The organism is Catenulispora subtropica, assembly GCF_039531675.1.
GTDB lineage: Bacteria > Actinomycetota > Actinomycetes > Streptomycetales > Catenulisporaceae > Catenulispora > Catenulispora subtropica.
The window spans coordinates 236,575-259,777 of the sequence record NZ_BAAAQM010000001.1 but is presented as its reverse complement, the minus strand read 5'-3'; the positions used below and the strand labels follow the sequence as shown (position 1 = coordinate 259,777).

The 23,203-nt window shown below is 71.2% G+C and carries 21 protein-coding genes; 10 read left to right on the top strand and 11 right to left on the bottom strand.

Annotated elements, in window-relative coordinates:
- Nucleotides 1–13 precede the first annotated feature (13 nt).
- From purS to purL, 3 genes are read left to right on the top strand one after another with little or no spacing between them, the layout of a single operon-like run.
- Entirely contained in the window at nt 14–319 is a 306-nt protein-coding gene (gene purS, locus ABD466_RS01105) for a phosphoribosylformylglycinamidine synthase subunit PurS (RefSeq protein WP_344654970.1), read from the top strand.
- Nucleotides 319–1,005, top strand: coding sequence for a phosphoribosylformylglycinamidine synthase subunit PurQ (gene purQ / locus ABD466_RS01100; RefSeq protein WP_344654969.1), 687 nt, complete (start codon nt 319–321; stop codon nt 1,003–1,005). The genes purS and purQ overlap by 1 nt, the downstream gene beginning before the upstream one ends.
- Nucleotides 1,002–3,365: a phosphoribosylformylglycinamidine synthase subunit PurL gene (gene purL / locus ABD466_RS01095; RefSeq protein WP_344654968.1), complete on the top strand. Its 2,364-nt coding sequence runs from the start codon at nt 1,002–1,004 to the stop codon at nt 3,363–3,365. The genes purQ and purL overlap by 4 nt, the downstream gene beginning before the upstream one ends.
- 59 nt (nt 3,366–3,424) lie before the next feature.
- Here purL and ABD466_RS01090 read toward each other — a convergent pair whose 3' ends face one another.
- The 3 genes from ABD466_RS01090 to ABD466_RS01080 are packed head-to-tail and all read right to left on the bottom strand — an operon-like array spanning nt 3,425 to nt 5,598.
- Nucleotides 3,425–4,210: a HEAT repeat domain-containing protein gene (locus ABD466_RS01090; protein WP_344654967.1), complete on the bottom strand. Its 786-nt coding sequence runs from the start codon at nt 4,208–4,210 to the stop codon at nt 3,425–3,427.
- Nucleotides 4,211–4,240: 30 nt separating this feature from the next.
- Entirely contained in the window at nt 4,241–5,239 is a 999-nt protein-coding gene (locus ABD466_RS01085; RefSeq protein ID WP_344654966.1) for an NlpC/P60 family protein, read from the bottom strand.
- Entirely contained in the window at nt 5,236–5,598 is a 363-nt protein-coding gene (locus ABD466_RS01080; protein ID WP_344654965.1) for a hypothetical protein, read from the bottom strand. Before ABD466_RS01080 ends, ABD466_RS01085 begins: the two co-directional genes overlap by 4 nt.
- Before the next feature lie 189 nt (nt 5,599–5,787).
- On the opposite strand from ABD466_RS01080, the gene ABD466_RS01075 reads away from it, so the two are divergent.
- From ABD466_RS01075 to purM, 3 genes are all read left to right on the top strand, one after another.
- Nucleotides 5,788–6,555 carry a maleylpyruvate isomerase family mycothiol-dependent enzyme gene (locus ABD466_RS01075; protein ID WP_344654964.1) on the top strand — a complete coding sequence of 256 codons (768 nt, stop codon included), beginning with the start codon at nt 5,788–5,790 and terminating at the stop codon, nt 6,553–6,555.
- Between the two features lie 71 nt (nt 6,556–6,626).
- Entirely contained in the window at nt 6,627–8,144 is a 1,518-nt protein-coding gene (gene purF / locus ABD466_RS01070) for an amidophosphoribosyltransferase (protein WP_344654963.1), read from the top strand.
- Nucleotides 8,145–8,220: 76 nt separating this feature from the next.
- Nucleotides 8,221–9,309, top strand: coding sequence for a phosphoribosylformylglycinamidine cyclo-ligase (purM, locus tag ABD466_RS01065; RefSeq protein WP_344654962.1), 1,089 nt, complete (start codon nt 8,221–8,223; stop codon nt 9,307–9,309).
- Between the two features lie 175 nt (nt 9,310–9,484).
- Here purM and ABD466_RS01060 read toward each other — a convergent pair whose 3' ends face one another.
- Nucleotides 9,485–9,757 (bottom strand): DUF3073 domain-containing protein, encoded by a 273-nt coding sequence (locus tag ABD466_RS01060; protein WP_344654961.1) that lies wholly within the window; start codon nt 9,755–9,757, stop codon nt 9,485–9,487.
- Nucleotides 9,758–10,018: 261 nt separating this feature from the next.
- Nucleotides 10,019–11,107, bottom strand: coding sequence for a Glu/Leu/Phe/Val family dehydrogenase (locus ABD466_RS01055; protein ID WP_344654960.1), 1,089 nt, complete (start codon nt 11,105–11,107; stop codon nt 10,019–10,021).
- Between the two features lie 358 nt (nt 11,108–11,465).
- Here ABD466_RS01055 and ABD466_RS01050 point away from each other — a divergent pair, with 358 nt between their 5' ends.
- Together ABD466_RS01050 and bldC are read left to right on the top strand one after the other, a co-directional pair.
- Complete coding sequence (locus tag ABD466_RS01050; protein WP_344654959.1) at nt 11,466–12,332, top strand: DUF8083 family protein; 867 nt, start codon at nt 11,466–11,468, stop codon at nt 12,330–12,332.
- Nucleotides 12,333–12,772: 440 nt separating this feature from the next.
- Entirely contained in the window at nt 12,773–12,976 is a 204-nt protein-coding gene (bldC, locus tag ABD466_RS01045; protein ID WP_012784549.1) for a developmental transcriptional regulator BldC, read from the top strand.
- A 202-nt stretch (nt 12,977–13,178) separates the two neighbouring features.
- On the opposite strand, the gene ABD466_RS01040 is transcribed toward bldC, so the two are convergent.
- The 4 genes from ABD466_RS01040 to ABD466_RS01025 form a co-directional block, all read right to left on the bottom strand.
- Complete coding sequence (locus tag ABD466_RS01040; protein WP_344654958.1) at nt 13,179–13,739, bottom strand: hypothetical protein; 561 nt, start codon at nt 13,737–13,739, stop codon at nt 13,179–13,181.
- 171 nt (nt 13,740–13,910) lie between these two features.
- On the bottom strand, nt 13,911–15,443 hold the full coding sequence (locus ABD466_RS01035; protein WP_344654957.1) for a cellulose binding domain-containing protein: 1,533 nt from the start codon (nt 15,441–15,443) through the stop codon (nt 13,911–13,913).
- A gap of 112 nt (nt 15,444–15,555) precedes the next feature.
- Nucleotides 15,556–16,554, bottom strand: coding sequence for a cytochrome d ubiquinol oxidase subunit II (locus tag ABD466_RS01030; protein ID WP_344654956.1), 999 nt, complete (start codon nt 16,552–16,554; stop codon nt 15,556–15,558).
- On the bottom strand, nt 16,551–17,984 hold the full coding sequence (locus ABD466_RS01025; protein WP_344654955.1) for a cytochrome ubiquinol oxidase subunit I: 1,434 nt from the start codon (nt 17,982–17,984) through the stop codon (nt 16,551–16,553). The genes ABD466_RS01030 and ABD466_RS01025 overlap by 4 nt, the downstream gene beginning before the upstream one ends.
- A 60-nt stretch (nt 17,985–18,044) precedes the next feature.
- Here ABD466_RS01025 and ABD466_RS01020 point away from each other — a divergent pair, with 60 nt between their 5' ends.
- Together ABD466_RS01020 and ABD466_RS01015 are read left to right on the top strand one after the other, a co-directional pair.
- On the top strand, nt 18,045–18,434 hold the full coding sequence (locus ABD466_RS01020; protein WP_344654954.1) for a BlaI/MecI/CopY family transcriptional regulator: 390 nt from the start codon (nt 18,045–18,047) through the stop codon (nt 18,432–18,434).
- Nucleotides 18,435–18,565: 131 nt separating this feature from the next.
- A complete protein-coding gene (locus ABD466_RS01015; RefSeq protein WP_344654953.1) occupies nt 18,566–19,498 on the top strand; it encodes a M56 family metallopeptidase in 933 nt (310 codons plus the stop codon).
- A 44-nt stretch (nt 19,499–19,542) separates the two neighbouring features.
- On the opposite strand, the gene ABD466_RS01010 is transcribed toward ABD466_RS01015, so the two are convergent.
- Nucleotides 19,543–20,841: a M18 family aminopeptidase gene (locus ABD466_RS01010; protein WP_344654952.1), complete on the bottom strand. Its 1,299-nt coding sequence runs from the start codon at nt 20,839–20,841 to the stop codon at nt 19,543–19,545.
- 131 nt (nt 20,842–20,972) lie between these two features.
- Complete coding sequence (locus ABD466_RS01005; protein WP_344654951.1) at nt 20,973–23,192, bottom strand: MMPL family transporter; 2,220 nt, start codon at nt 23,190–23,192, stop codon at nt 20,973–20,975.
- Nucleotides 23,193–23,203 lie beyond the last annotated feature (11 nt).

Sequence of the window (23,203 nt, the reverse complement as noted above, 5' to 3'; positions counted from 1 at the left end):
GCGGCTGAAGCGAATGGGAGTACCCGTGGCCCGCGTCCTCGTCGACGTCATGCTCAAGCCCGAGATCCTCGACCCGCAGGGGCAGGCGGTGCAGCGCGCACTGCCCCGAATGGGCTTCGACTCCGTCACCAGCGTCCGCCAGGGCAAGCGCTTCGAGCTGGAGCTCGAGGACGCCGACCCGGCGACCCTGCAGGCCACCGCCGAGGCGATGGCCGAGAAGCTGCTCGCCAACACCGTCATCGAGGACTTCAAGGTCACGGTGCTCGTCGAGGACGCCGGCGCCCGTGGCGCCGCCCCGGTGAATACAGAGAACGCCTGATGCCGCCCCGCATCGGCGTCGTCACCTTCCCCGGCACCCTGGACGACCAGCAGGCGCTGCGCGCCGCGGCGGCCGTCGGGGCCGAGCCGGTGAAGCTGTGGCACCGTGACAAGGACCTGCACCAGGTGGACGCGGTCGTGCTCCCCGGTGGCTTCTCCTACGGCGACTACCTGCGGGCCGGTGCCATCGCCCGGTTCTCCCCGGTGATGGACACCATCATCGACGCGGCCCGCGGCGGCCTGCCGGTCCTCGGGATCTGCAACGGCTTCCAGGTGCTGTGCGAGGCGCACCTGCTGGAGGGCGCCATGATCCGCAACGGCGACCTGCACTTCATCAACCGCGACGTGCGGCTGCGGATCGAGAACAACCGGACCGCCTGGACCTCGGACTACGAGGCCGGCGCCGAGGCGGTCGTGCCGATCAAGAACATGGACGGCCGCTTCGTCGCCGACGAGCGCACGCTGGACGCGCTGGAGGCCGAGGGCCGCGTGCTGGCCCGCTACGTCGCCAACCCGAACGGCGCCGCCCGCGACATCGCCGGCATCGCCAACGCCGCCGGCAACGTCGTCGGCCTGATGCCGCACCCGGAGTACGCCATCGACGACCTGACCGGCCCCTACCCGGGACCGGGCACCGACGGCCTGCCGTTCTTCACCTCGATCCTCAAGAGCTTGGTTTCCGCATGAGCAACGGCCACTCCTCCGATCACCCGTTCGACACCACGGACGTGTTCGACGACACCGCGGTCTCGTTCGACACCGTCGCCAAGGCTCAGGCGAACCCCGACGTCAAGCAGCCGTACCGGGAACTCGGCATGACCGAGGACGAGTACCTGCGCGTCCGCGAGATCCTGGGCCGCCGCCCCAGCTCCTCGGAGCTGGCCATGTACTCGGTCATGTGGTCCGAGCACTGCTCCTACAAGTCGTCCAAGGTGCACCTGCGCCAGTTCGGCGAGAAGGCGCCCAAGACCGCCGCGCTGCTGGTCGGCCCGGGCGAGAACGCCGGCGTCGTGGACGTCGGCGAGGGCCTGGCCGTCACCTTCAAGGTGGAGTCGCACAACCACCCCTCCTACGTCGAGCCCTACCAGGGCGCGGCCACCGGGGTCGGCGGCATCGTCCGCGACATCCTCACCATGGGCGCCCGGCCGATCGGCGTCCTGGACCCGCTCCGCTTCGGCCCGGCCGACGCCCCCGACACCGCCCGGGTGCTGCCCGGCGTGGTGGCCGGCATCGGCGGCTACGGCAACTGCCTGGGCGTGCCGAACATCGGCGGCGAGATCGTCTTCGACCCCTGCTACCTGGGCAACCCGCTGGTGAACGCGCTGTGCGTGGGCGTCATGCGGGCCGACGAGATCAAGCTGGCCAAGGCCCCCGGCCCGGGCAACCAGGTGATCCTGTTCGGCGCCCGCACCGGCGGCGACGGCATCGGCGGCGCCTCGGTGCTGGCCAGCGCCACCTTCGACGAGGACGGCCCGGCCAAGCGCCCGAGCGTGCAGGTCGGCGACCCGTTCATGGAGAAGGTGCTCATCGAGTGCTGCCTGGAGATCTTCGCCGCCGACCTGGTGGTGGGCATCCAGGACCTGGGCGCGGCCGGCCTCACCTGCTCCACCACCGAGCTGGCCGCGGCCGGCACCGGCGGGATGGACGTCCGGCTGGACCTGGCACCGCTGCGCGACTCGACCCTGACCCCTGAGGAAGTCCTCATGTCGGAGTCGCAGGAGCGGATGATGGCGGTCGTCGAGCCGGCCAAGGTCGAGGACTTCCTCGCGGTCTGCGAGAAGTGGGACGTCACCGCCACCGCCATCGGCGAGGTCACGGACAGCGGCCGGCTGCGCATGTGGTGGCACGGCGAGCTGATCGTGGACGTGCCGCCGCGCACCCTGGCGCACGAGGGCCCGGTCTACAACCGCCCGTTCGCCCGGCCGGAGTGGCAGGACGCGCTGCAGGCCGACCAGCCGACCCCCGAGCGCCTGAAGCGCCCGGCGAACGCCGACGAGCTGCGCGGCACCCTGCTGCGCCTGGTCGGCTCGCCGAACCTGGCGGACAAGACCTGGGCCGTGGAGCAGTACGACCACCGGGTGCAGGGCAACACCGTGCTGAGCCACGGCGAGGACTCCGGCATGGTCCGCCTGGACGCGGCACTGCCCGGCACCTCCCTCGGCGTGGCGCTGTCCACCGACGGCAACGGCCGCTTCACCAAGCTCGACCCGTACCACGGCGCGCAGCTCGCGCTGGCCGAGGCCTACCGCAACGTGGCCGCCACCGGCGCCAAGCCCCTGGCCGTCACCGACTGCCTGAACTTCGGCTCGCCGGAGGACCCGGACGTCATGTGGCAGTTCGCCGAAGCCTGCCGCGGCCTGGCCGACGCCTGCCTGGAGCTGGGCACCCCGGTCACCGGCGGCAACGTGTCGTTCTACAACCAGACCGGCGACGTGAACATCCACCCCACCCCGGTGGTCGGCGTCCTCGGCGTGATCGACGACGTCGACCGCCGCACCCGCACCGCCTTCGAGCGCGAGGGTGAGATCCTGCTGCTGCTCGGCGACACCCGCGACGAGTTCGGCGGCTCGGAGTGGGCCCACGAGGTCCACGGCCACCTCGGCGGCCTCCCCCCGCGCCTGGACCTGCGCCGCGAGCGGGTGCTCGCCGAGGTGCTGATCGCCGGCTCCCGGGACGGGATGCTGTCCGCGGCCCACGACCTGTCGGACGGCGGATTGGCGCAGGCGGTCGTGGAGAGCTGCCTGCGGGGCGGGCACGGCGCCCGCCTGGTCCTGCCGGAGACGGACGCCGACGGCAACCCGCTCGACCCGTTCGTCGCGCTGTTCTCCGAGTCGGCGGGGCGCGCGGTCGTGGCCGTGCCGCGCAGCGAGGAGCTGCGGTTCACGGACATGTGCGTGGCGCGAGGGCTGCCGGTGGCGCGCGTCGGCGTCGTGGACGGCGACACGCTGGAGGTGCAGGGGCAGTTCACCGTGCCGCTGGAGGAGCTGCGGGCGGTGCACACGGCGCCGTTCCGGAAGCTGTTCGGGCACTCGGTGGTAGACGCCTGACGTAGGAAGATGCGCGAAGAGGGCCCCTGCTCAGCAGGGGCCCTCTTCGCGACCGGAACCTAGTCCTCGTCTTCCTCCGCACCCGCGGCCTCGCGCACAGCCCTCACCGGGTCGTTGCGGAGCTTCTCCAGAAGCTCCGCGGCGACCTTCGGGCTGAATCCCTCCAGCGCATAGGCGAGGACCTCGCGGACTTCGGGATCAGGGTGGTCGACGAGATGTGCGACCCGGAACACGTCACCTTGTCCGCGCCCCCGGAGGTCGTTGAGCAGATCGATGATCTCTCCCCTGTATTCCGCAGTAGCCAGCTGAGCGAGCACCTCTTGGCGGGGCCGCGGCGGGCTGTCGTACGGAAAACGCTCCCGGAGCTTGGCCACGCCGTACTCGCCGGGATTCAGGCAAGCAGGGCACGAGCAGGGTTTGCGCCCATGCGCGTTCGGCATATAGCGCCAGCCGACAGGACGTCGGAGCGCCCTGATGCGGCGGATCTCTTTCGCGTCGACCCCGCGTGGCAGGAACACCTCATAACCACACATCTCTTCGGGCGACAGCGACAAGAAGCGCGCCACAGCCTGCGCCGCCGTCACCGGCTCCGGCGCTTTACCGTAGTGCCCGACCGTGACCGGTGTGTCGTCCGGAATCCGGAAGTGGACCGCGACCATGTTCGGGGTCTTGAAGCGGATCAGCTCACGCGACCATTGGTGGGTCAGCGTGTAGTCCGGCAGCAGCGGGGCGCAGTAGATGCCCAGACGCGGGTCGACGCTCCGTGACCGACTCACGGGCGACAGGCCGGAACGGCGGACGCGGGCCGCGTTCTTCTCCGGCGTCAGATGTACGAACCAGGCCATAGTGCGACCACGGTAGGCCCATGGCGCTGGTCAGTCACCCACATTGTTGTAGCGGTAAGGCTCGTATACGCCGAACCCGCCGTAATACGGGTACGGAATCACATGGTGCAGCGTCCCCTGTGGACACAGCTCGAAGCCCACATAAGAGTTGTGCGCATAGTCGGCCCAACGGTCGAACAGGATGACATGGCCCGTCGCGACATCCGTGTTCAACAGGACATCGCCCGCGCGCAGATCCTCCTTGGCGATCCGGTGCGCGATCTGCGGCATCGTCGACGTCACCATCGAGTCGCGCAGGCCCCAGCACATCGAGACGTAGCCCGAGCAGTCCGTGCGGTAGCCCTCGTGCCACAGCCCCTGGTTGTAGGGGACGTGCTGGGAGACCCAGTGCTCGGCGCGCGCCAGGATCTGGCGGCGGAAGCGGCTCAGGGTGCCGAGGGCGGTCTCGGAGAGGTCGCGGGGTTCAGCGGGGTGCCAGAGGCCGGACTCGTCGGGTGGCGCGCCCTGGAGCGTCCCTGGGAACGCCTCCGCGGCGGGGGCCGGGGCCGAGCCTCGGGACTCGTGGGCCCCGGCGTCCATCGTCCCGCCCCCGCCGAATGTCGGTGCGGCTTCGGCGCCGACTCCGTCGGCGGCCTCGCCGCCACCCCAGTAACCGACCCCAGACCCGGCCCAAGACCCCGCCCCCTGACCGGCCACGTGCCCGGTGATCACCGTGTTCGAGGGCACCGCCGGCACGGCGGCGTGCACCGCCGCGTCCGCCTGCTCGTACGTGGCCTGCGTCCGCCGGATCCGCACGGCGTCGTCGACCAGCTCCCGCACCAGCCGGTCCGTCGCGGACTCCAGCGCGGCCAGCCCCGACGACTCGGCCGCCAGGTGCGGGTCCGAGGCGGCGGCCTCGGCGACGTGCCGCAGCATGCCGCTGATCTCGGCCAGCTCGCGCGCGAAGCCGTCCCACGCGGAGGCCAGCCACTCGAACTCCGGTCCGAGCGCGTAGAAGCTGATGCCCGGGCTCGCCGGTTCGGCGTTCACCGTGCGTATCCCGGTCCGGATGCGGTGGCGACGGGCTCGCCGCCGTGTCCCGCCGGTGTGCGCTGCGGCCCCATGGCCGCCACCTGTACCCGCTCCGCCGAGGCCCGCAGTGCCACCGCCAGCTGCAGGCACTCCCGCGAGCGCTCCGCGGCCCGCGCCCGGAAGCGCTCGGCGGCCCGGCCCGACCAGGTCACCTGGGCGGTGGCGCGCACGATCGCGGCGGACAGCTGGTCCATCCGGTGCGCCTGGGAGTCGATCGCCCCGGCCAGCGCGGCCCGCACCGGGGGCGGGGCGTCCGCGGGGTCCGGAGTGTACGGGGTGTCCGCGGCGGGGGCGGCGGAGGTCTGGGCGCTGATCACGGTGACAGCACCGTAGTCGCGAAAGCGACAGATCACCGCACCTCGCGATGCTGATTCACCGGATTGGATGAGTTTGCTGAGAGGTTCCGGATCTGCGCCGATAGCCAGAAGTCGAACCATCTCGTAAGCGGGCCAAAGCATCGTGAATGGCTCTGCCTGCCCCTCTCAGCCCTCGGCTATATTCCGGCCATGCCGAAGACCCGTCGCCCCCAGCCCGCCAAGGTCCGCCAGGCCGTCGTGAACCAGTGGCGGGCGCACATCGACTACGCCGCCGCGCTCAGCCCCGAGCAGCTGGCGGAGCCGTCGAAGCTGACCGGCTGGGACGTCCGGACCCTGGTCGGGCACGTCGCCTTCACCGTGCACACCGTGCGGGCCCGGGCGGCGGAGCCGGTGGCCGGGGTCGAGGCCGAGGTCTACGACTGGATGACCGCCACCCCGACCGCCGCGGCCGTGGTCGATGCCGGCACCCGCGAGCTGGTGGCGGAGGGCGCGGTGCTGGCCGACGAGGTGGCCGAGGCGGAGAAGGTGATGGCGCGCTACGGCGACGAGGAGCCGATCGCCATGCGGTTCGGCGGGATGCGCTTCGACGACTTCCTGGTCTCCCGGATCGTGGAGGCCGTGGTGCACGGCGACGATCTGGAGCGGTCCACCGGCGTGGAGTTCCGGCACGACCGGGAGGCGCTGGCGATCACGGTCCGGCAGCTCGCCGACGCGATGGCGGCGAAGGTTCCGGGCAATTCCGTGGAGTTGCGGGTGCCGCCGTTCGCCGCGGTGCAGTGCGTGGAGGGCCCTCGTCACACCCGCGGGACGCCGCCGAACGTCGTGGAGATGGCTCCGAAGACCTGGATCCGGCTCGCGGCCGGCCGCATGACCTGGGACGAGGCCATGGCCGACGGCGCGGTCTCGGCGTCGGGCTCCCGGGCCGACCTCCGGGACTTCCTTCCCCTGATGGGATGAACGCCACATAAGCCGAATAGCGGGTCTATCGACCGGGAGGATCATCACAGTCCGTGGCTTAGACTCATGGTGTGATCCACCTTTCCGGCTCCCGCCCCGGCGACGGCAGACTCACCCACGAACTCGATCCCCAGGACACCGGGCCGCAGGACGCCTGCGGCGTCTTCGGCGTCTGGGCTCCCGGCGAAGAGGTGGCGAAGCTCGCGTACTTCGGCCTCTACGCGCTCCAGCACCGCGGCCAGGAATCGGCCGGCATCGCGGTGTCCAACGGCAAGCAGATCCTGGTCTACAAGGACATGGGCCTGGTCTCCCAGGTCTTCGACGAGGCCACGCTGCAGTCCCTGCAGGGCTACCTGGCCATCGGCCACGCCCGCTACTCCACCACCGGCTCCTCGGTGTGGGAGAACGCCCAGCCGACGTTCCGCGCCACCGCGCACGGCGCCGTGGCCCTGGGCCACAACGGCAACCTGACCAACACCGGCGAGCTGGCCCGGCTGGCCGCCGAGCGGCGCGCCGTGACCGGCGTCACCGACAAGCACGCCATGACCTCCGACACCGGGCTGATGACCGAGCTGCTCGCGTCCTACCCGGACCGCTCCCTGGAGGACGCGGCCGTGGAGGTGCTCCCGCAGCTGCGCGGTGCCTTCTCCCTGGTGTGGATGGACGAGACCACCCTGTACGCGGCCCGCGACCCGCAGGGCGTGCGGCCGCTGATGCTCGGCCGCATGGACCGCGGCTGGGTCGTGGCCTCCGAGCAGGCCGCGCTGGACACCGTCGGCGCCGGGTTCATCCGGGAGATCGAGCCGGGCGAGCTGATCGCGGTCGACGAGAACGGCCTGCGGTCCCGGCGCTTCGCCGAGCCCCGCCCCAAGGGCTGTGTGTTCGAGTACGTCTACCTGGCCCGCCCGGACGCCACCATCTCCGGGCAGAACGTGCACGCCGCGCGGGTCGAGATGGGCCGCACCCTGGCCCGCGAGGCGCCGGTCGAGGCCGACCTGGTGATCGCGACGCCGGAGTCCGGGACCCCGGCCGCCATCGGCTTCGCCGAGGAGTCGGGCATCCCCTTCGGCCAGGGCTTCGTGAAGAACGCCTACGTGGGCCGCACCTTCATCCAGCCCAGCCAGACCCTGCGCCAGCTCGGCGTGCGGCTGAAGCTGAACCCGCTGCGCGAGGTGATCGAGGGCAAGCGGCTGGTCGTGGTGGACGACTCGATCGTGCGCGGCAACACCCAGCGCGCGGTGCTGAAGATGCTGCGGGAGGCCGGCGCCACCGAGGTCCACCTGCGGATCTCCTCCCCGCCGGTGAAGTGGCCGTGCTTCTACGGCATCGACTTCGCGACCCGGGCCGAGCTGATCGCCAACGGCCTGAACACCGACGAGATCGCCAAGTCCATAGGCGCCGACTCGCTGGCCTACATCACGCTGGACGGCATGACCGCCGCCACCGGACAGCCCGCGGACCGGCTGTGCCGGGCCTGCTTCGACGGGGTGTACCCGATCGAGCTGCCCGAGGAGGAGCTGCTGGGCAAGCACCTCCTGGAGATCTCGGTCGACCCGCTGGCCCGCACCGACGCGCTGTCGCGGCCGTAGGCCGCACGTCGCGACGCCGACCCGCCTGCCGACGCCGCCCGCCTTGCGCGACAACGACAGACCAGAGGAGAGCCCCATGTCCGGAGCCACGTACGCCGCCGCCGGTGTCGACATCGAGGCCGGCGACCGCGCGGTCGAACTGATGAAGGAGTGGGTCGCCAAGACCCGGCGCCCGGAGGTGCTCGGCGGCATCGGCGGCTTCGCGGGCCTGTTCGACGCCTCGGCGCTGAAGGCCTACGACCGGCCGCTGCTGGCCACCTCCACCGACGGCGTCGGCACCAAGGTGGCGATCGCGCAGCGGATGGACAAGCACGACACCATCGGCCGGGACCTGGTCGGCATGGTGGTGGACGACCTGGTGGTGTGCGGGGCCGAGCCGCTGTTCATGACCGACTACATCGCCACCGGCAAGGTGGTGCCGGAGGTCGTCGCCGGGATCGTCAAGGGCATCGCCGAGGGCTGTGTGCTGGCCGGCTGCGCGCTGGTCGGCGGCGAGACCGCGGAGCACCCGGGGCTGCTGGCGCCCGGCGAGTACGACGTGGCCGGCGCCGGGACCGGCGTGGTCGAGGCGGAGAAGGTGCTCGGCGCCGAGCGGGTGCGGGAGGGCGACGTGCTGGTCGCCATGGCCTCGTCGGGCGCGCACTCGAACGGGTACTCGCTGCTCCGGCACGTGTTCTTCGAGGTGGCCGGCTGGCAGCTGGACCGCGAGGTGCCGGAGTTCGGGCGCACGCTGGGCGAGGAGCTGCTGGAGCCGACGCGGATCTACTCGCTGGACTGCCTGGCGCTGATCGCCGCGACCGAGGTGCACGCGTTCTCGCACATCACCGGCGGCGGGGTCGCGGCGAACATCGCGCGGATCATCCCGGCCGGGCTGGAGGCGCGGCTGGACCGGGCGACGTGGACGCCGCCGGCGGTGTTCGGGACGGTCGGGCAGCTGGGCGGCGTGGCGACGCTGGAGCTGGAGAAGACGCTGAACATGGGCGTCGGGATGGTCGCGGTGCTGCCCGCCGGATCGGTGGACGAGGCGCTGCGGGTGCTGGAGGCGCGGGGGCTGCCGAGCTGGGTGTGCGGCGAGGTGGTGACCGCGGCGCCGGGGAGCACCACGGTCGGCGGGGCCAAGGGCGGGGACGGCGCGGCCGCGCTGCACGGGGAGTACGCGAAGTAGGGACTTTCCGCATTTTGCCAAGGCTACGATGACGCCTCGGCGGTCTCCGGACCGTCGGGGCGTCCTGCGCTCCAGGCGTCCCCCGCGCATCACGCATCCCACGCGGATGCGTGACGAAGGCCCGTCCCGCAGGGGACGGGCCTACTCAACCGGTGCTTGGTGGCCCGGTCCAGCCTCAACCGCGACGGTGGTGACTGCGGTGGGAACCGCCGTCGTCCTCGCTGTCGTAGTCGTCGTCATCGTCGGCATAGTCGGCGTACTTCGCGTACAACTCGTCGTCGTCCGCGTCGTCGTCCTGCGACGGTGCCTCGGCGGAATGCCCGTTGGACGTGTGGACACCGTCCTTTTGCAGCTCACGCTGGAGCTGCGCAAGATCGGTCCCCACGTCGCGATACTTCAGGTCTCGGGCGACCCGCGTCTGCTTGGCCTTGGCCCGGCCGCGCCCCATTGGCTCGACCCCCTCAACGATCGGGGCTGGTCTGCCCCTGCTCCGGTCACACGGTCATTCGTGAGAATTTCACGGTACCTGTTTCCCCAACCGATCGGTACGAGCCATACGGCTGATCGGCACGAACAGGTGTAGCCGACCGCGTTACTCGGGTGTCACAGGCACGACCCCACGATAGCGCTTATACCCGCATCGATGCCACGCGCCACCGGGGGGAGCTCTGGACCGACGCGGAAAATCCGGGTACCGCCTCCGGAAGGGCTACGGGAGGTACACGCCGCGCAAGCGGCCGACATCCCGCATCCGGCGCTCGGCGAGCCGGTCGGCGGCGACCGACGGGGGCACTCCCTCCTCCGCGGCCAGGGCGTAGATCCGGAGCGTGGTGTCGAAGATCCCCGAGGCCCGGCGCTTGGCGCGCTCGAAGTCGAAGCCGTGGATCTCGTCCGCGACCTGGATCACACCGCCGGAGTTGACCAGGTAGTCCGGCGCGTAGAGGATCCCGCGCGCCTCCAGCTGCTTCTCCACGCCGGCGTGGGCCAACTGGTTGTTGGCCGCCCCGCAGACGATCTTCGCGCTCAGCGCGGCCACCGTGGCGTCGTCCAGCGCGCCGCCGAGAGCGCACGGGGCGTACACGTCCATCTCGGAGGCGACGAGCTCCGCGGTGGAGGTGACGATCTCGACCTGCGCGTAGTTGTCGCGCAGCCACTGGATCGCGCCCTCGTGGGGGTCGGTGGCGACGATCGACGCGCCGTCCTCGATCAGGTGGCCGATCAGGTAGCGCCCGACCTTGCCCACCCCGGAGACGCCGACGCGCTTTCCGGCGAGCGACGGCGCTCCCCAGAGATACTCGGCAGAAGCGCGCATACCCTGGAAAACGCCGTACGCGGTGAGGATCGAGCTGTCGCCGGCGCCGCCGGCCTCGGGCGAGCGCCCGGTGACGAACTCGGACTCGCGGGCGACGACGTCCATGTCCTGGACGTAGGTGCCGACGTCACAGGCCGTGTAGTAGCGGCCGTTGAGCGACTGGACGAAGCGGCCGTACGCGCGCAGCAGCGCCTCGGACTTGATCTCGTTCGGGTCGCCGATGATGACGGCCTTGCCGCCGCCGAGGTCGAGGCCCGCGAGCGCGTTCTTGTAGGACATGCCCCGCGAGAGGCGGAGGACGTCGGTGAGGGCTTCCTGCTCCGTGGCGTAGGGGAAGAAGCGGGTGCCGCCGAGACCGGGGCCGAGGAGGGTGTTGTGGATCGCGATGATGGCCTTGAGGCCGGTCTCCTCGTCGCGGCAGTACACGACCTGCTCGTGGTCGTGGGCGAATACCTCGCTGACGTCGTTGTCAGTCTTGTCGGACACTGCGTTGCTCCTGGTTGTGACTGGTGGTCGGGGAGGCTTGCTGTGATGTGTTGTCCGCGCTCTCCGGTTCGGCTATGGGCGGTTCGAGGATCGCCCGAGATCCACCCCTGTGCCTGGAGAGTGCATGGAGGAAGCCTATTGGGTGGGGCTCGGGTGGGTGGCGCGTTGGGGGTGTGAGGTGGGTCGGTGCTGGTGGGCGGGTTTCGCGTGTCTCGAAAGGTGGACAAGACCGATCGGTGGGTGGGAGCGGTGAGGGCCGGAGCCGACCGGCGCCGCGCCGTTAGCACACAGCGTCGGGTGTCCGCCATAGGCGGCACTATCCGGCGCATACCGCCCGCATTGGTGAGAGCATCTCTACGTGCGCGCATCCCCCGGCGGCGCGATCCCGGCGCCATACATGGCCTACCTGCGGGTCTATGAGCCGCTGGCTGCTTTCCCCGCTGGTGAGCGGGCTGAGTGGGAGGCGTGGCTGGGGCGGAATCCCGAAGGCGCGACCCTCGCGCACGAGCAGGCGGTGTCGTTGCGTGCGCTCATCGCCGTGCCGCCGATCGCCGTCCCGGAGAACGAGGAGCGCGTCGCTTACGTGATGCGCTCTGGAGACGCGACCCTCCTGTGTCCTTGGCAGTCACGGTTGAGGTCGTGGCTGGCCCTCACTGAGCTGCGGGCGGTGCACGGAGACGGCGGGGTGCGGCTCTACTGGCCGCAGGCCGTCCTCGACCGTGCCGACAGCGATTACGACCGGTGGTGGGCCGAGGACCCGGAGGCGTTGCCGCACATCCTCACGTCCTCGTGGCAGATCCCCATCCGGTGGCTGGTGCTCTTCGGTCAGGAGGACGGGGTCCTCGGAGAAGGCCAGACGCTGTACTTCCGAACCGCTATGAGTTCGGCGCGGAAGCGATGTGCCAGAGGGCTGAGGGTCCTCAAGCGGTCGTTGGGGGCGGGGCCCCTTGTCGAGGCCGTGGAGACGTTGGGGATGTGGTTGGAGGAGTTCCACCCGCTGTCGGTGGTGGAGCTCGACTACGGGGGTCTCATGGGGTTGCTCGTGGCGCAGGGCGCAGTCGGGGCCGAGGAGCGGGAGGGAGGTGTCGTCATGGACTGCTCGGTGCGGCTCGTCGCTGAGGGGCTCGCCGCGCTGGCGGAGGGTGACGATGCCGCCGTCACTTCCGCCTACCTGCGGTATCGGGTGAAGTGGGACGCTGTGCGACTGCTCGCTCGGGCCAACTGAAAGCGGCGCGAAGCGCCTCCGTAACGGGTGGTGGTGGGAGGCGGGCGGGAGAACTGACGCTCGAACACGGTTCTTTGATCAGGGGTCTTCCGTGGGGAGCGGAGAGCGTGCCAAGATCATCCGTGAGGGCCGAATCCGGACAGCCGGGGTGAAGCAACCGCCTGATGGGTTCCTCGATCGACACAGCGTTACGGGGGTGAAGCTGTCCGTATATCGGCCCCTACGTCCGGGGTCGGCCGGTGCGGGTTTTGTGTATCGATTTCATAGATATCGCCCACGGCGCCGGTCGGATGGTGTACTTGTACTGTGAACGACAAGCCGTTCGTCCTATAACCGACACGGCCGCACGGTCTTCCCGGGACCGGGCAAGCGAGGCTATCGGGGAGGGTCCACGAGAAATCGGGCGCGCTGGGCGCCCGTTTCCGTCAGGAGGAGTCCATATGACCGCACGTACGCCGGACGCTGAGCCTCTGCTCACGCCCGCCGAGGTCGCCACGATGTTCCGCGTCGACCCGAAGACGGTCACGCGCTGGGCCAAGGCCGGCAAGCTGACCTCTATCCGCACCCTGGGGGGCCACCGCCGTTACCGCGAGCAGGAGGTGCGAGCTCTCCTGAACGGCATCCCGCCGCAGCGTGAGGGCTGAGCCGATCTCGGCATCTCGTCGTAGAACCCAACGGGGGACGCACCAGCGACGCTCCAAGGGACGGGCCCCTTGGAGCGTTTCGCATTGAATCCCCGCCTGCGTATGGCGCCTCCGCCCCGAACTCCCGCTGGCGTCCAGGTAGGAGAAAAACGTAACGCCCGCCACCTGGGCCTCCCGGCGGCGGGCGTTGTCGTGTCTTGTATTAGCGCTCGGCGTAGGGCTCGGCCGAGGGACGCAGGCCGACGACGGCGTAGGCCGGAGCGAACTGGAACCGTAGCGCGGGCGGCACACACGCCAGCTCCGCCTCCGACGCGCTCACCGGTACCAGCAGTGCCGGACAGCGTTGGTCGGGCATCGCCACGTACTGCTTCGCCACGGTGAACCCCACCCTGTCCAGCACTGCGCAGGCTCGCTTCAGACTCAGCGTCCCCGCGGCGAACGGGCCGCCCGGGTAGTGCCGGTTGCCGAATCCGGCGAACAGGCTGCCGCCGGGCTGTACGGCGTGGGCCAGCCGCGCCAGCAGCTTCGCGGGTGCTGTCCGCAGGGCGTTGCTCCACCCGGTGAGGTCCCCGACCACCACGGACGGATACGGCCCCTCGACGATGGCGGACTCCAGGAACGCCGCTACGCCTCCCGGATTCCGCCGGGCGGCGCCCAGTGCCACCGTCACGGCACCGGGCAGAGTCTCGTTCTCCGAGGCCAGGATCAACTGCCCGGCGGCTTCGAAGTCGAGCAGGCTCTCAACGATGGCGACCCCCTCCACGCCGACCTGAAAGTGCTGCGCTACCAGCCTTCACTCAGGGTGGCGCCGCCGTCGCTCGGATGGATCGGCAGGGAAGATGAGGATGACTACGCACTCCGTCTGGGGAACGGAAGAGGCCGGACCCGCGGTGGGCGGGTCCGGCCTCCGGACTTCGAGACGGTGCCGAGGGGGTCAGCCGACGAACGCCTCGAAGGTGTGCGAGAAGTCGTACGCGGTCTGCTGGATCGAGGAGCAGGTGGGGTCGGCCCACGTCGACGGCTGCGCACACGCCTTGTCGCGGGTCAGCGACCACATGGCCAGCCGGCCGATGTGGTGCTGCGCCGCGAACTGTTCCACCACCCGCGCGTCGGAGGTCTGGAAGACCTCGCTGGCGGTGTCGTTGACGCCGATCATCGGCGTGATCCCGACCATCGCCCACAGCTGGGCGTCGGTGGCGGCCGGGTAGACGGTCTTGAGCTGGTCGTGCAGGGACTGCGCGGCGTCGTCCGCGTACTGGCCCATCTTCCCGGCCGGGCTCGGTGCGGCCCAGTCGCCGTAGTCCATCGCCATCACGTTGACCACCGAGACCTTCAGGCCGTTCGCGGCCGCGTCGGCGACCACGTCGACGCCGTCCTGGGTCAGGCCGGACGGCAGCACCGGCAGAGTCAGCGAGACGTCGAGCGTCTTGCCGGCCGCCGCGTAGTCGCTCTGCAGCTGGGCCAGCGCCTGCGAGCGGCGGGTGATCGAGGCCTTGTCCGTCCCGGCGGCGCCCTCGATGTCGAAGTCGACGTGGGTGAGCCCGTACTCGTCGATGACCGCCTTGTACGCCGCCTTCAGGCTGGGCACGTCGGAGCAGGCCTGCGCCGGCTCGGTGCCGTTGGCGCCGCCGAAGGAGGCGATGGCGTCACCGCCCTGGGAGCGCAGGTCGGTCAGGCCGGCCTTGAGGTTCGCCGTGAAGGTGGGGTCGGCGGCGCCGTTCCACACCGGCGTACAGCCGCCCGCGGAGAGCACGAAGGCCGCGGTGACGTACTTGGTGCCGGCTGCTGATGCCAGGGTGCCGAGGTCCTGGCGCTGAGCGGTGTCGACGTAGGGGGCGAACTTGTAGGAGCCGCCGGAGGAGGGCGGGGGCGGCACCGACGAGGGCGGAGTCGACGGAGTGCTCGGGGCCGGCGTCGAAGCCGTGCTCGACACCGGTGTCGAGGGCGCGCTCGAGGGCGGGGAACTCGGCGCGCCGGTCGGGGAGCTGCTGGAGCCCGGCACGGTACTCGGCGCCGTGGTGGGTCCGCCGCCGGAGGCGCCACCGCTGCAGGAAGCGCCGTTGATCAAGCAGTTCTGGGGCACGCCGGACCCGCCCGCGGCGTCGACGACGAAGCCGAACGAGGCCTTGGCGCCGGTCGCGATGTCCCCGCCCCACGAAGGACTGGTCACCGTGACGTGCTGCCCGCTCGCGGTCATCGTGCCGTTCCACAGGGAGCTGATGCGCTCCCCGGCCGGCAGGTCGAACGAGACCGTCCAGCCGTGCACCGTCTGCCCGGTGCCGTTGCTGATCGTGTACTCGGCCTGGAACCCGCTGCCCCAGTCCGAGGTCTTGGCGAAGCCGGCTGTGACGGAGCCGCCGCTGCCTCCTGAGGCACCGGCCGTGAACGCGGCGACGGTTCCCGCGCCCACGACGGCGGCGGTGGCGAGGGAGATGCCGAGTATGCGGGCGCGCTTCGTCAGTGCCATGGGTGTAGAGGTAACCGCACGGCCGTCCCGGTCGGAAGTGGTGTAAACCAATTCCGACCGGGATCTTGACCCGCTCTTGGAATATACGTGCGATCCTTGGGACGTCTTTTACCTACTCGGCTTCCACTTCGGGCCCTGAGAAGACTTTCAGCAGGAGGAAGAACGCCGGGAGGATCACCACCAGCCCGAAGCCCATGGCGATCAGCAGGGCGTGCAGGTTCGCCGCCCCGGCGGCCGAGTCGTGGGCGGTCGCCGCTCCCACCGCCAGATCCGGGTACTGAGCCACGGCCCAGCCCAGCAGCACCGCGACGACCGCCGTGGCCCCCGTCGCCCGCGCCAGGACGTAGCGACGCTTCCAGATCACCGCGATCGAGCCGAAGCCGCAGACCCCTGCCAGGACCACGAACGGGATCGACCGGTCGGTGAAGCGGTGCGCGACCGTCGGCGCGTCCCGGTAGAGCAACGGCAACAGTGCGAGGCTCACGACTCCCGCCAGCGTGGCCGCCGCCAGCGCCTTGCGGCGGAACGCCGGCACCAGATCCTCGGTCTCGGGGTCGGTTCCCGCGTCGTGGCACAGATAGACCGCGGCGAGGAATGCCGTGACGATGACGGTGAAGACCCCCGCCACGAGGGTGAAAGCCGAGGTGAACGGCGCGAGCGGGCCGGACGACGCGGTCACCTTGCCGGTGGCGAGCGCGGCGCCGCTGACGCCGAGCATGAACGGGGTGATCGAGGAGGCCACCGCGAAGATCCGGCTCCACAGGCTCTCCGGACCGGCGGCGCCTTCACCGTAGGCACGGTAGACGTAGGCCGCGCCGCGCAGCACGATCCCCGCCAGGGCGAAGGCCAAAGGCAGCTCCAGGCCGCGCGCGATGAGGCCGAAGGCCGTCGGGAAGCCGCTGAACGTGGCGACGATGACGAAGATCAGCCAGACGTGGTTGGCCTCCCAGACCGGGCCGAGCGCATGGGCGATGAGGCGGCGCTCCCGGTCGGCGTGGCGGCCGCGGGCCAGCAGGTCCCAGACGCCGGCCCCGAAGTCGGCGCCGGCCAGCAGGGCGTACGCGGCCAGGGCGCAGATGATGACGGCGAGCAGCAGGTTCACGGCGGTCATCGGGCCGCTCCTTCCAGCTCGGCGGTCTCGGCCTCGTCCTCAGAACCCGGAGATCCCAGGGCTGTCGTGTCCGGGCCGTCGGGCAGCGGGCCCTGCGCTCCGGCCGCCAGATTCGGCGGGGCGCCGGTCGCGAGCCGCCGCAGGATCAGCACCAGCGCCGCGGCCAGCCCGAGGTACACGAGGACCGTGGCCGCCAGCGACCAGCCGATGCCGCCGCTGGTGGTGGCCGCCTCCCGGACGGTCATGCGGCCGTAGACGATCCAGGGCTGGCGTCCGGCCTCGGTGACCTCCCAGCCGGCCAGCATCGCGGCCATCGCCGCCGGGCCGGTGAGCGCGCCGGCGATCAGCCACGGCCGCGACAGCGGGATCAGGGAGCGGATCCTCCTGCGGCGGCGCCAGAACGCGACCGCGGTGAGCAGCGTCGCCAGGCCCAGGATCGCCATACCCGCGCCCACCATCGTGTCGAAGGCCAGGTGCACGACCGGTGTCGCGGGCTGCTCCTTCGCCGGCAGGATGTCGAGGCCGCGGATGGTCTTGTCGGTGCGGAACCCGGTCAGCAGTGACAGGCCGTCGGGGATCTCGATGCCGAAGCGGGTCTTGCCGGTGTCCGGGTCGTAGACGCCGCCGAGCGTCAGCGGGGCGTGGTCCCGCGTGTGCGGCAGCGCCTCCATCGCGGCCAGCTTGGCGGGCTGGTACTTCTCCACCACGCGCGCCGCGAGGTCGCCGACCACCAGCTGCACCGGGGCCGCGGCCAGGACCGCGACCAGGCCGACGCGGAAGCCGCGGCGGTGGTAGGCGTCACGTCGGCCGCGCAGCATGCCCACCGCGTAGACCGCGGCGACCACGCCGCCGGTGCACATGATCGCCGCGAGCAGCATGTGCAGCGACTCCGGCAGCGCACCGGGCCCGGTGAGCGGTGCGAGCGGCTCGGCGGAGACGACCTTGCCGCCCACCTCCTTCACCCCGGTCGGGACGTTCATCCAGGAGTTCGCGGTGACGATGAACAGCGTGGACAGCGTGCCGGAGACGGCGATCGGCCACAGCGTGAGCCAGTGCGCCCTCGGCGACAGCCGCTTCCAGCCGTAGAGGTAGAGGCCGACGAAGATCGCCTCGGCGAAGAAGGCGAAGGCCTCCAACGTGAACGGCAGCCCCAGCACTCCTCCGTAGCGGGCCATGAAGGCCGGCCACAACAGTCCGAACTCGAATGACAGCACAGTCCCGGACACCGCGCCGATCGCGAACAACACCGCCATCACGCGGGCCCACTTGCGGGTCAGCGCGAGCCACACGGCGTCGCCGGTCTTGAGCCAGCGCCCCTCGGTGACGATCAAGAGCCAGGGGAGGCCCACGCCGAAGACGGCGAACACGATGTGGAACGCCAGCGAGAAGCCGGTCTGGACGCGGGCGTCGGTGAGTGTGCTGCCGAGCATGGGGGCGCTCCTCCAGATTTCTACGAGCCGTAGAAGTTCTACCGGTTGTAGAGTAACCCCATGGCGAACGAACGCGCGGGCGGCCCCCGACGGCTGGGCGAACTGGAACGCGCGGTGATGGACGTCCTGTGGGCCGCGCCCGAGGGCAGCACCGCCCAGGAGATCGTCGAAAGCCTCGCCGCTCGCGAAGGCGGCACCGAACTGGCCGCGACCACGGTCCTCACCGTCCTGGACCGCCTGCGCCGCAAGGGCTTCGTCGACCGCGAACGCGCCGGCCGCGCCCACCGCTACCGCGCTGTGAGCTCCCGCGACGACGTCGTGGCCGCCTCGATGCTCGCCGCCCTCGAGACCACCGACGACCGGCGCTCGGCGCTGGTGCGGTTCGCCGGGGCGGTGTCGCCGGAGGAGGCGGCGCTGCTGCGGGAGGCACTGGCGGAGCTGGAGGAGTAGGCGGGATCAGCGCCCGCCGGGATCTGGGAAACTGGTGTCCATGAGCGCCATGGCGACCGCCGTGACCGGGAAGCCGGGCCTGCGACCGGGCTCCCTGCGGGCCGGTGCGCCGGCCGGGCCGGGCGTCACCCATGTTCGCTGACGCCTGGCCGCTGGCGATTCTCGCGATCCTTCTGGCGTGGCCGGTCCCCGTGGTCCTGGCGCGCGCGGCATGGCCGAAGCGGCATCCCCGGGCGGCCATCGCGTTGTGGCAGGCGGTGGGCGTCGCCGGCGGCCTGTCGCTGATCGGGGCGCCGTTGGCGATCGGCGTGGCCCCGCTCGACGGCCACTTGCGCACCGGCTTGGTCGAGCTGAGCCGTGATGCCCTGCGCTTCCGCGTCCCGGAAGCGCTCGGGCTCGGGCAGGAGATCGCCTTTGCGTTCGCCGGAGTCCTCGCGATCCGCCTGGTCGGTGTGACCCTGCTCTCGGCGTTCCGCATCGAACGCGACCTGCGGCGCCAGCGCAACGCCGTCGACCTCACCGCCGAGCACGCCGACCGCCAGCTCCGGGTCCTGGAGCACGCCGCGCCGGCCGCCTACTGTCTGCCCGGCACGCGCCCGCGCATCGTCATCACCGAGGGCACCATCTCAGCCCTCGCCCCCGACGAGCTCGAAGCCGTCCTCGCCCACGAACGCGCCCACGCGCGCTGGCGCCACGAACTCGTCGTCCAGCCCTTCGTGGCCTGGGAGTCCGCGCTGCCCCTGCCCCCGGCGCACCGCGCGACCGCCGCCGTCACCGCGCTCGTCGAGATGCTCGCCGACGACCACGCGGTCCGGTCCTCGGGACGGCCCGCGCTCGCCCGAGCCCTCGTCGCCATCGGCGGCACCGCCGGACCGGTGCCGAACCAGCGCGCCGCCGGCGCCCCGAGCGGCCTCACGACCACGGCGCCCACGCCGACCCTCGACCGCGTGCACCGCCTGGTCCGCGCCGTCGCGGTGACCGGACGGGAACGCCTGGTCGGCCCGGCGGCGTGGCTCGCCGCGGTGCTGCTCGTCGCCGGGCCGACCTGGTTCGTGCTTCGCTGAGGGAGCACTCCCTCCCCGAAGAGCGCCGCCGCGCCGAAGAGCGCCTACTCCCCGAAGAACACCGCGGCCGCCGAGGCCAGCAGGTACGGGTCGTCCGCGCCGCCCAGCTCGCGCGCCGAGTGCATCGACAGCGACGTGATCCCCACGTCGAAGGTCGTCACCCCGAGCTTCGCCGCCGTGATCGGGCCGATCGTGGTGCCGCACGGCATCGAGTTCTTGCTCACGAAGTACTGGCTCGGGATGCCCGCGCGCTCGCACACGTCCGCCCAGATCGCGCGGCCGAGGCCGTCGGTGGCGTAGCGCTGGTTCACGTTGATCTTCAGCGCCGGGCCCTGGTTCAGGCGCGGGCGGTGCCCGGGCTCGTGCCGCTCGGGGTAGTTCGGGTGCACCGCGTGGCTCATGTCGCTGGACATGCACACGGTCGCGGCCAGGGCGCGCGCGTAGTCGTCGGCGGTACCGGACAGCTGGCCGTGCACGACGCGGCTCAGGACGTTGCCGAGCAGCGGGCCGCCGGCGCCGGTGTCCGACTCGCTGCCGGTCTCCTCGTGGTCGAAGGCCGCCAGCACCGCGATCGGCGCGGCCGGACCGGAGCCGCCGGCCACCGCGGCCGCGATCAGGGCCTGCACGCCGGCGTGCACCGACACCAGGTTGTCCAGCCGCGGGCCGGCGATCATCTCCAGGTCGCGGCCCAGGTACGCGGACGGTGTCACGTCGTGCAGCATCAGGTCCCAGCCCAGGACGTCGGACGCGGCGACGCCGGCCTCCTCGGCCGCGAACTCGACCAGCGCGCCGTCCTCGACCGGGCCCAGACCCCACACCGGGGTCAGGTGCTGCTGCTTGTCCAGCAGCAGGCCGCTGTCGTTGACGCCCCGGTCCAGGTGCACCGCCAGCTGCGGCACCCGCATCAGGGCCCGGTCGACGTGCACCAGCGTGGCGTCGCCGCCGCGCAGCACCAGCCGCCCGGCCAGCCCCAGGTCGCGGTCCAGCCACGAGTTCAGCAGCGGCCCGCCGTACAGCTCCACCGCCACCTGCCGGAAGCCCGCCAGGCCGGTGTCCGGCAGCGGCTTGACCCGCAGGTTCGGCGAGTCGGTGTGCGCGCCGACGATGCGGAAGCCGGCGTGCGCGGTCGCGCCCTCGGGGACGTGCCAGGCGATCAGCGCCGCGCCGCGGACGACGTAGTAGCCGCCGGGCCCGGCCGCCTCCCAGCTCGCCGTCTGGCGCAGCTGCCGGAACCCGGCGGCGTCGAGGCGGGCGGCCGCGCTCGCCACCGCGTGGTACGGGGTCGGCGAGGCGGCGAGGAAGGTCAGGAGGTCGTCCGTGTGGGCGCGATCGAATATCGGCATGAGTCGAGCATAAATCCAAGTCAGCGCCGCGAAGCGGCTCCTTGACGGGCGGTGGTGGGAGGCGGGTGGGGAAGACGCCCCTGTCACCTGGAGTGACAGGGGCGTCTTGTCAGCGGAACCTCCGCCGGAACCTACCCGCGCCGCGCTCCGGCGCCGACCACGTCCTCGTCGTACCGGCCGACCGGCGGCTCGCCGCCGTCGCGGGCCACCGCCTTGTGCCCGGGCCACCACGCCTTGTCGCCGATCAGCGCGGTGAACGCCGGCACCAGGAACATCGACATCAGGAACGCCGCGATGCTGATGCCGATCGACACCGCGAACCCGATCTGCTCCATCATCGACAGCCCGGCCAGCATCAGCGAGGCGAAGGTCCCGGCCAGGATCAGGCCGGCCGAGGCCACGGACGGCCCGGCGTGCTCGACGGCCAGCGCGGCCGCCTTGCGCGGCGGGTTGCCCTCGCGGGCCTCCTCGCGCAGCCGGGAGATCATCAGGATGTTGTAGTCCGTGCCGATCGCCACCACGAACAGGTAGACCATGACCGGCAGCATGAACATCATGCCGGGCTTGCCCTGGACGTTCTGGAACATCAGGACCGAGGCGCCGAGGGTGCCGGCGTAGCCCAGGCCCACGGCCACCATCAGGTACAGCGGCGCGACCAGGGCCCGCAGCTGGAGCGCGAGCACCAGGAAGATCAGCGCGGCGGCCACCGGGAGGATGACGCTCAGGTCCCGGCCGTTGGCGGCCTGGATGTCGGACAGCGCCGCGGTCGGGCCGCCGACCAGGGCCTTGCCGCCGGCCGGGGCGCTGCTGTGCGCCACGTCCTTCAGCGGGCCGTCGACCGCGTCCATCGCCTTGGCGGCGAAGGGCGAGTCCTTGGTCAGCACCTGGATGTGCGCGGCGGTGCCGTCGCCGTTGTACTCGACGTTCTCCTTGGGGGCGTTCGGCGCGGAGCCGGGCTTGGCCGGGAACGGCATCACGCCGCCCATCTCCGGCGAGGCCGCGCCGATCTTCTGCGCGTACAGCTCCATGGCGTGCTTGTCCAGCGGCTTGCCGTCGGTGGACGTGACGATGACGTCGGTCGCGGCCGAGGCGCCCTGCGGGAAGCCGCCGTTCTGCATGTCCTTGATCGCCTTGGTGGACTCCACGTTCGCCGGCAGCTGCGCCTGCTGGTCGTAGTCGGCTTTGAAGCCGACCGCGCCGATCGCCAGGCCCGCCATGATGACGAAGGACACCAGGGTGACCGCCAGCGGCTTGCCGCCCACCAGCCGGCCGGCCCGGCGCGCCGGACCCGCGGTCGGGATCCTGCGCCACTTCTTGCCGGGCCAGAAGATCTTCGTGCCCAGCTTCACCATCAGCGCCGGGACCAGGGTCAGGCCGGCCAGCAGCATCACGAACACCGCGATGGCCAGCGCCGGGCCCAGCGAGGTGAAGGCCTTGAAGGTGGCCAGGGCCAGCGCGCAGAAGGCGATGATGACGGCGGCCGCGGCCGAGGCGATGGCCTCGCCGACCCGCTCGACCGTGGTGGCCACGGCCTCCTGGATCGTGTCCCCGGCGCGCAGCCGCTCACGGAGCCGGAACAACAGGAACACGATGTAGTCGGTGCCTATGCCGAACAGCACCACGACCAGCATGATCTCGAGGAACGACTGCACGTGCAGCCCGAACGCCTCCGACATCAGCGCGATCACCGGCTGCGAGACCATCATCACCAGGAACACCGACAGGATCGGCAGCACGACCGCGATCACGCCGCGGAAGATGAAGCCCATCAGGACGATGATCAGCAGCAGGGTGGCCATCATGACGATGCTGGTGGCCTTGTTCGAGGAGTCCTGGGTGTCCAGGCCCATCGCCGCGTCGCCGGTCACCTCGGCCTTCAGGCCGGTGCCGTTGAGCTTGGCGGCCAGGTCCGCGCGCAGGGCCTTGACGGCGTCGCTGCTCGCCTTCTGGTCGCCCTGGTCGGCCGTCAGCTTGGCGAACATCAGCTGGACGTTCTGCTTCGGCGAGACCGCTCCGGCCTGCACCCCGGCTATCCCGGCGACATGGTCGCCGGTGACCGTCGTGGCCAGGTCGGAGATCTTCTGCTGGTCGGCGGAAGAGAGCGTGGCGCCGTCGCCGACCGGCCGCACCACGATGGTGGCGGTCTGCCCGGTCGCGGACGGGAAAGCCTTGTCGAGGGCGTCCTTCGCCTGCACCGACTCGTACTTGCTCGGCAGGAACGAGGACTGGTTGTCGTTGGTGACACTGGACAGGTCGGGGCCGAGCACGATGAGCGCTACGGCCGCGACGATCCAGGCGGCGATGACTTTCCATGGATTGTGGACGACGAAGCGTCCGAGCCGTCCGAACATAGGCAGAGCTC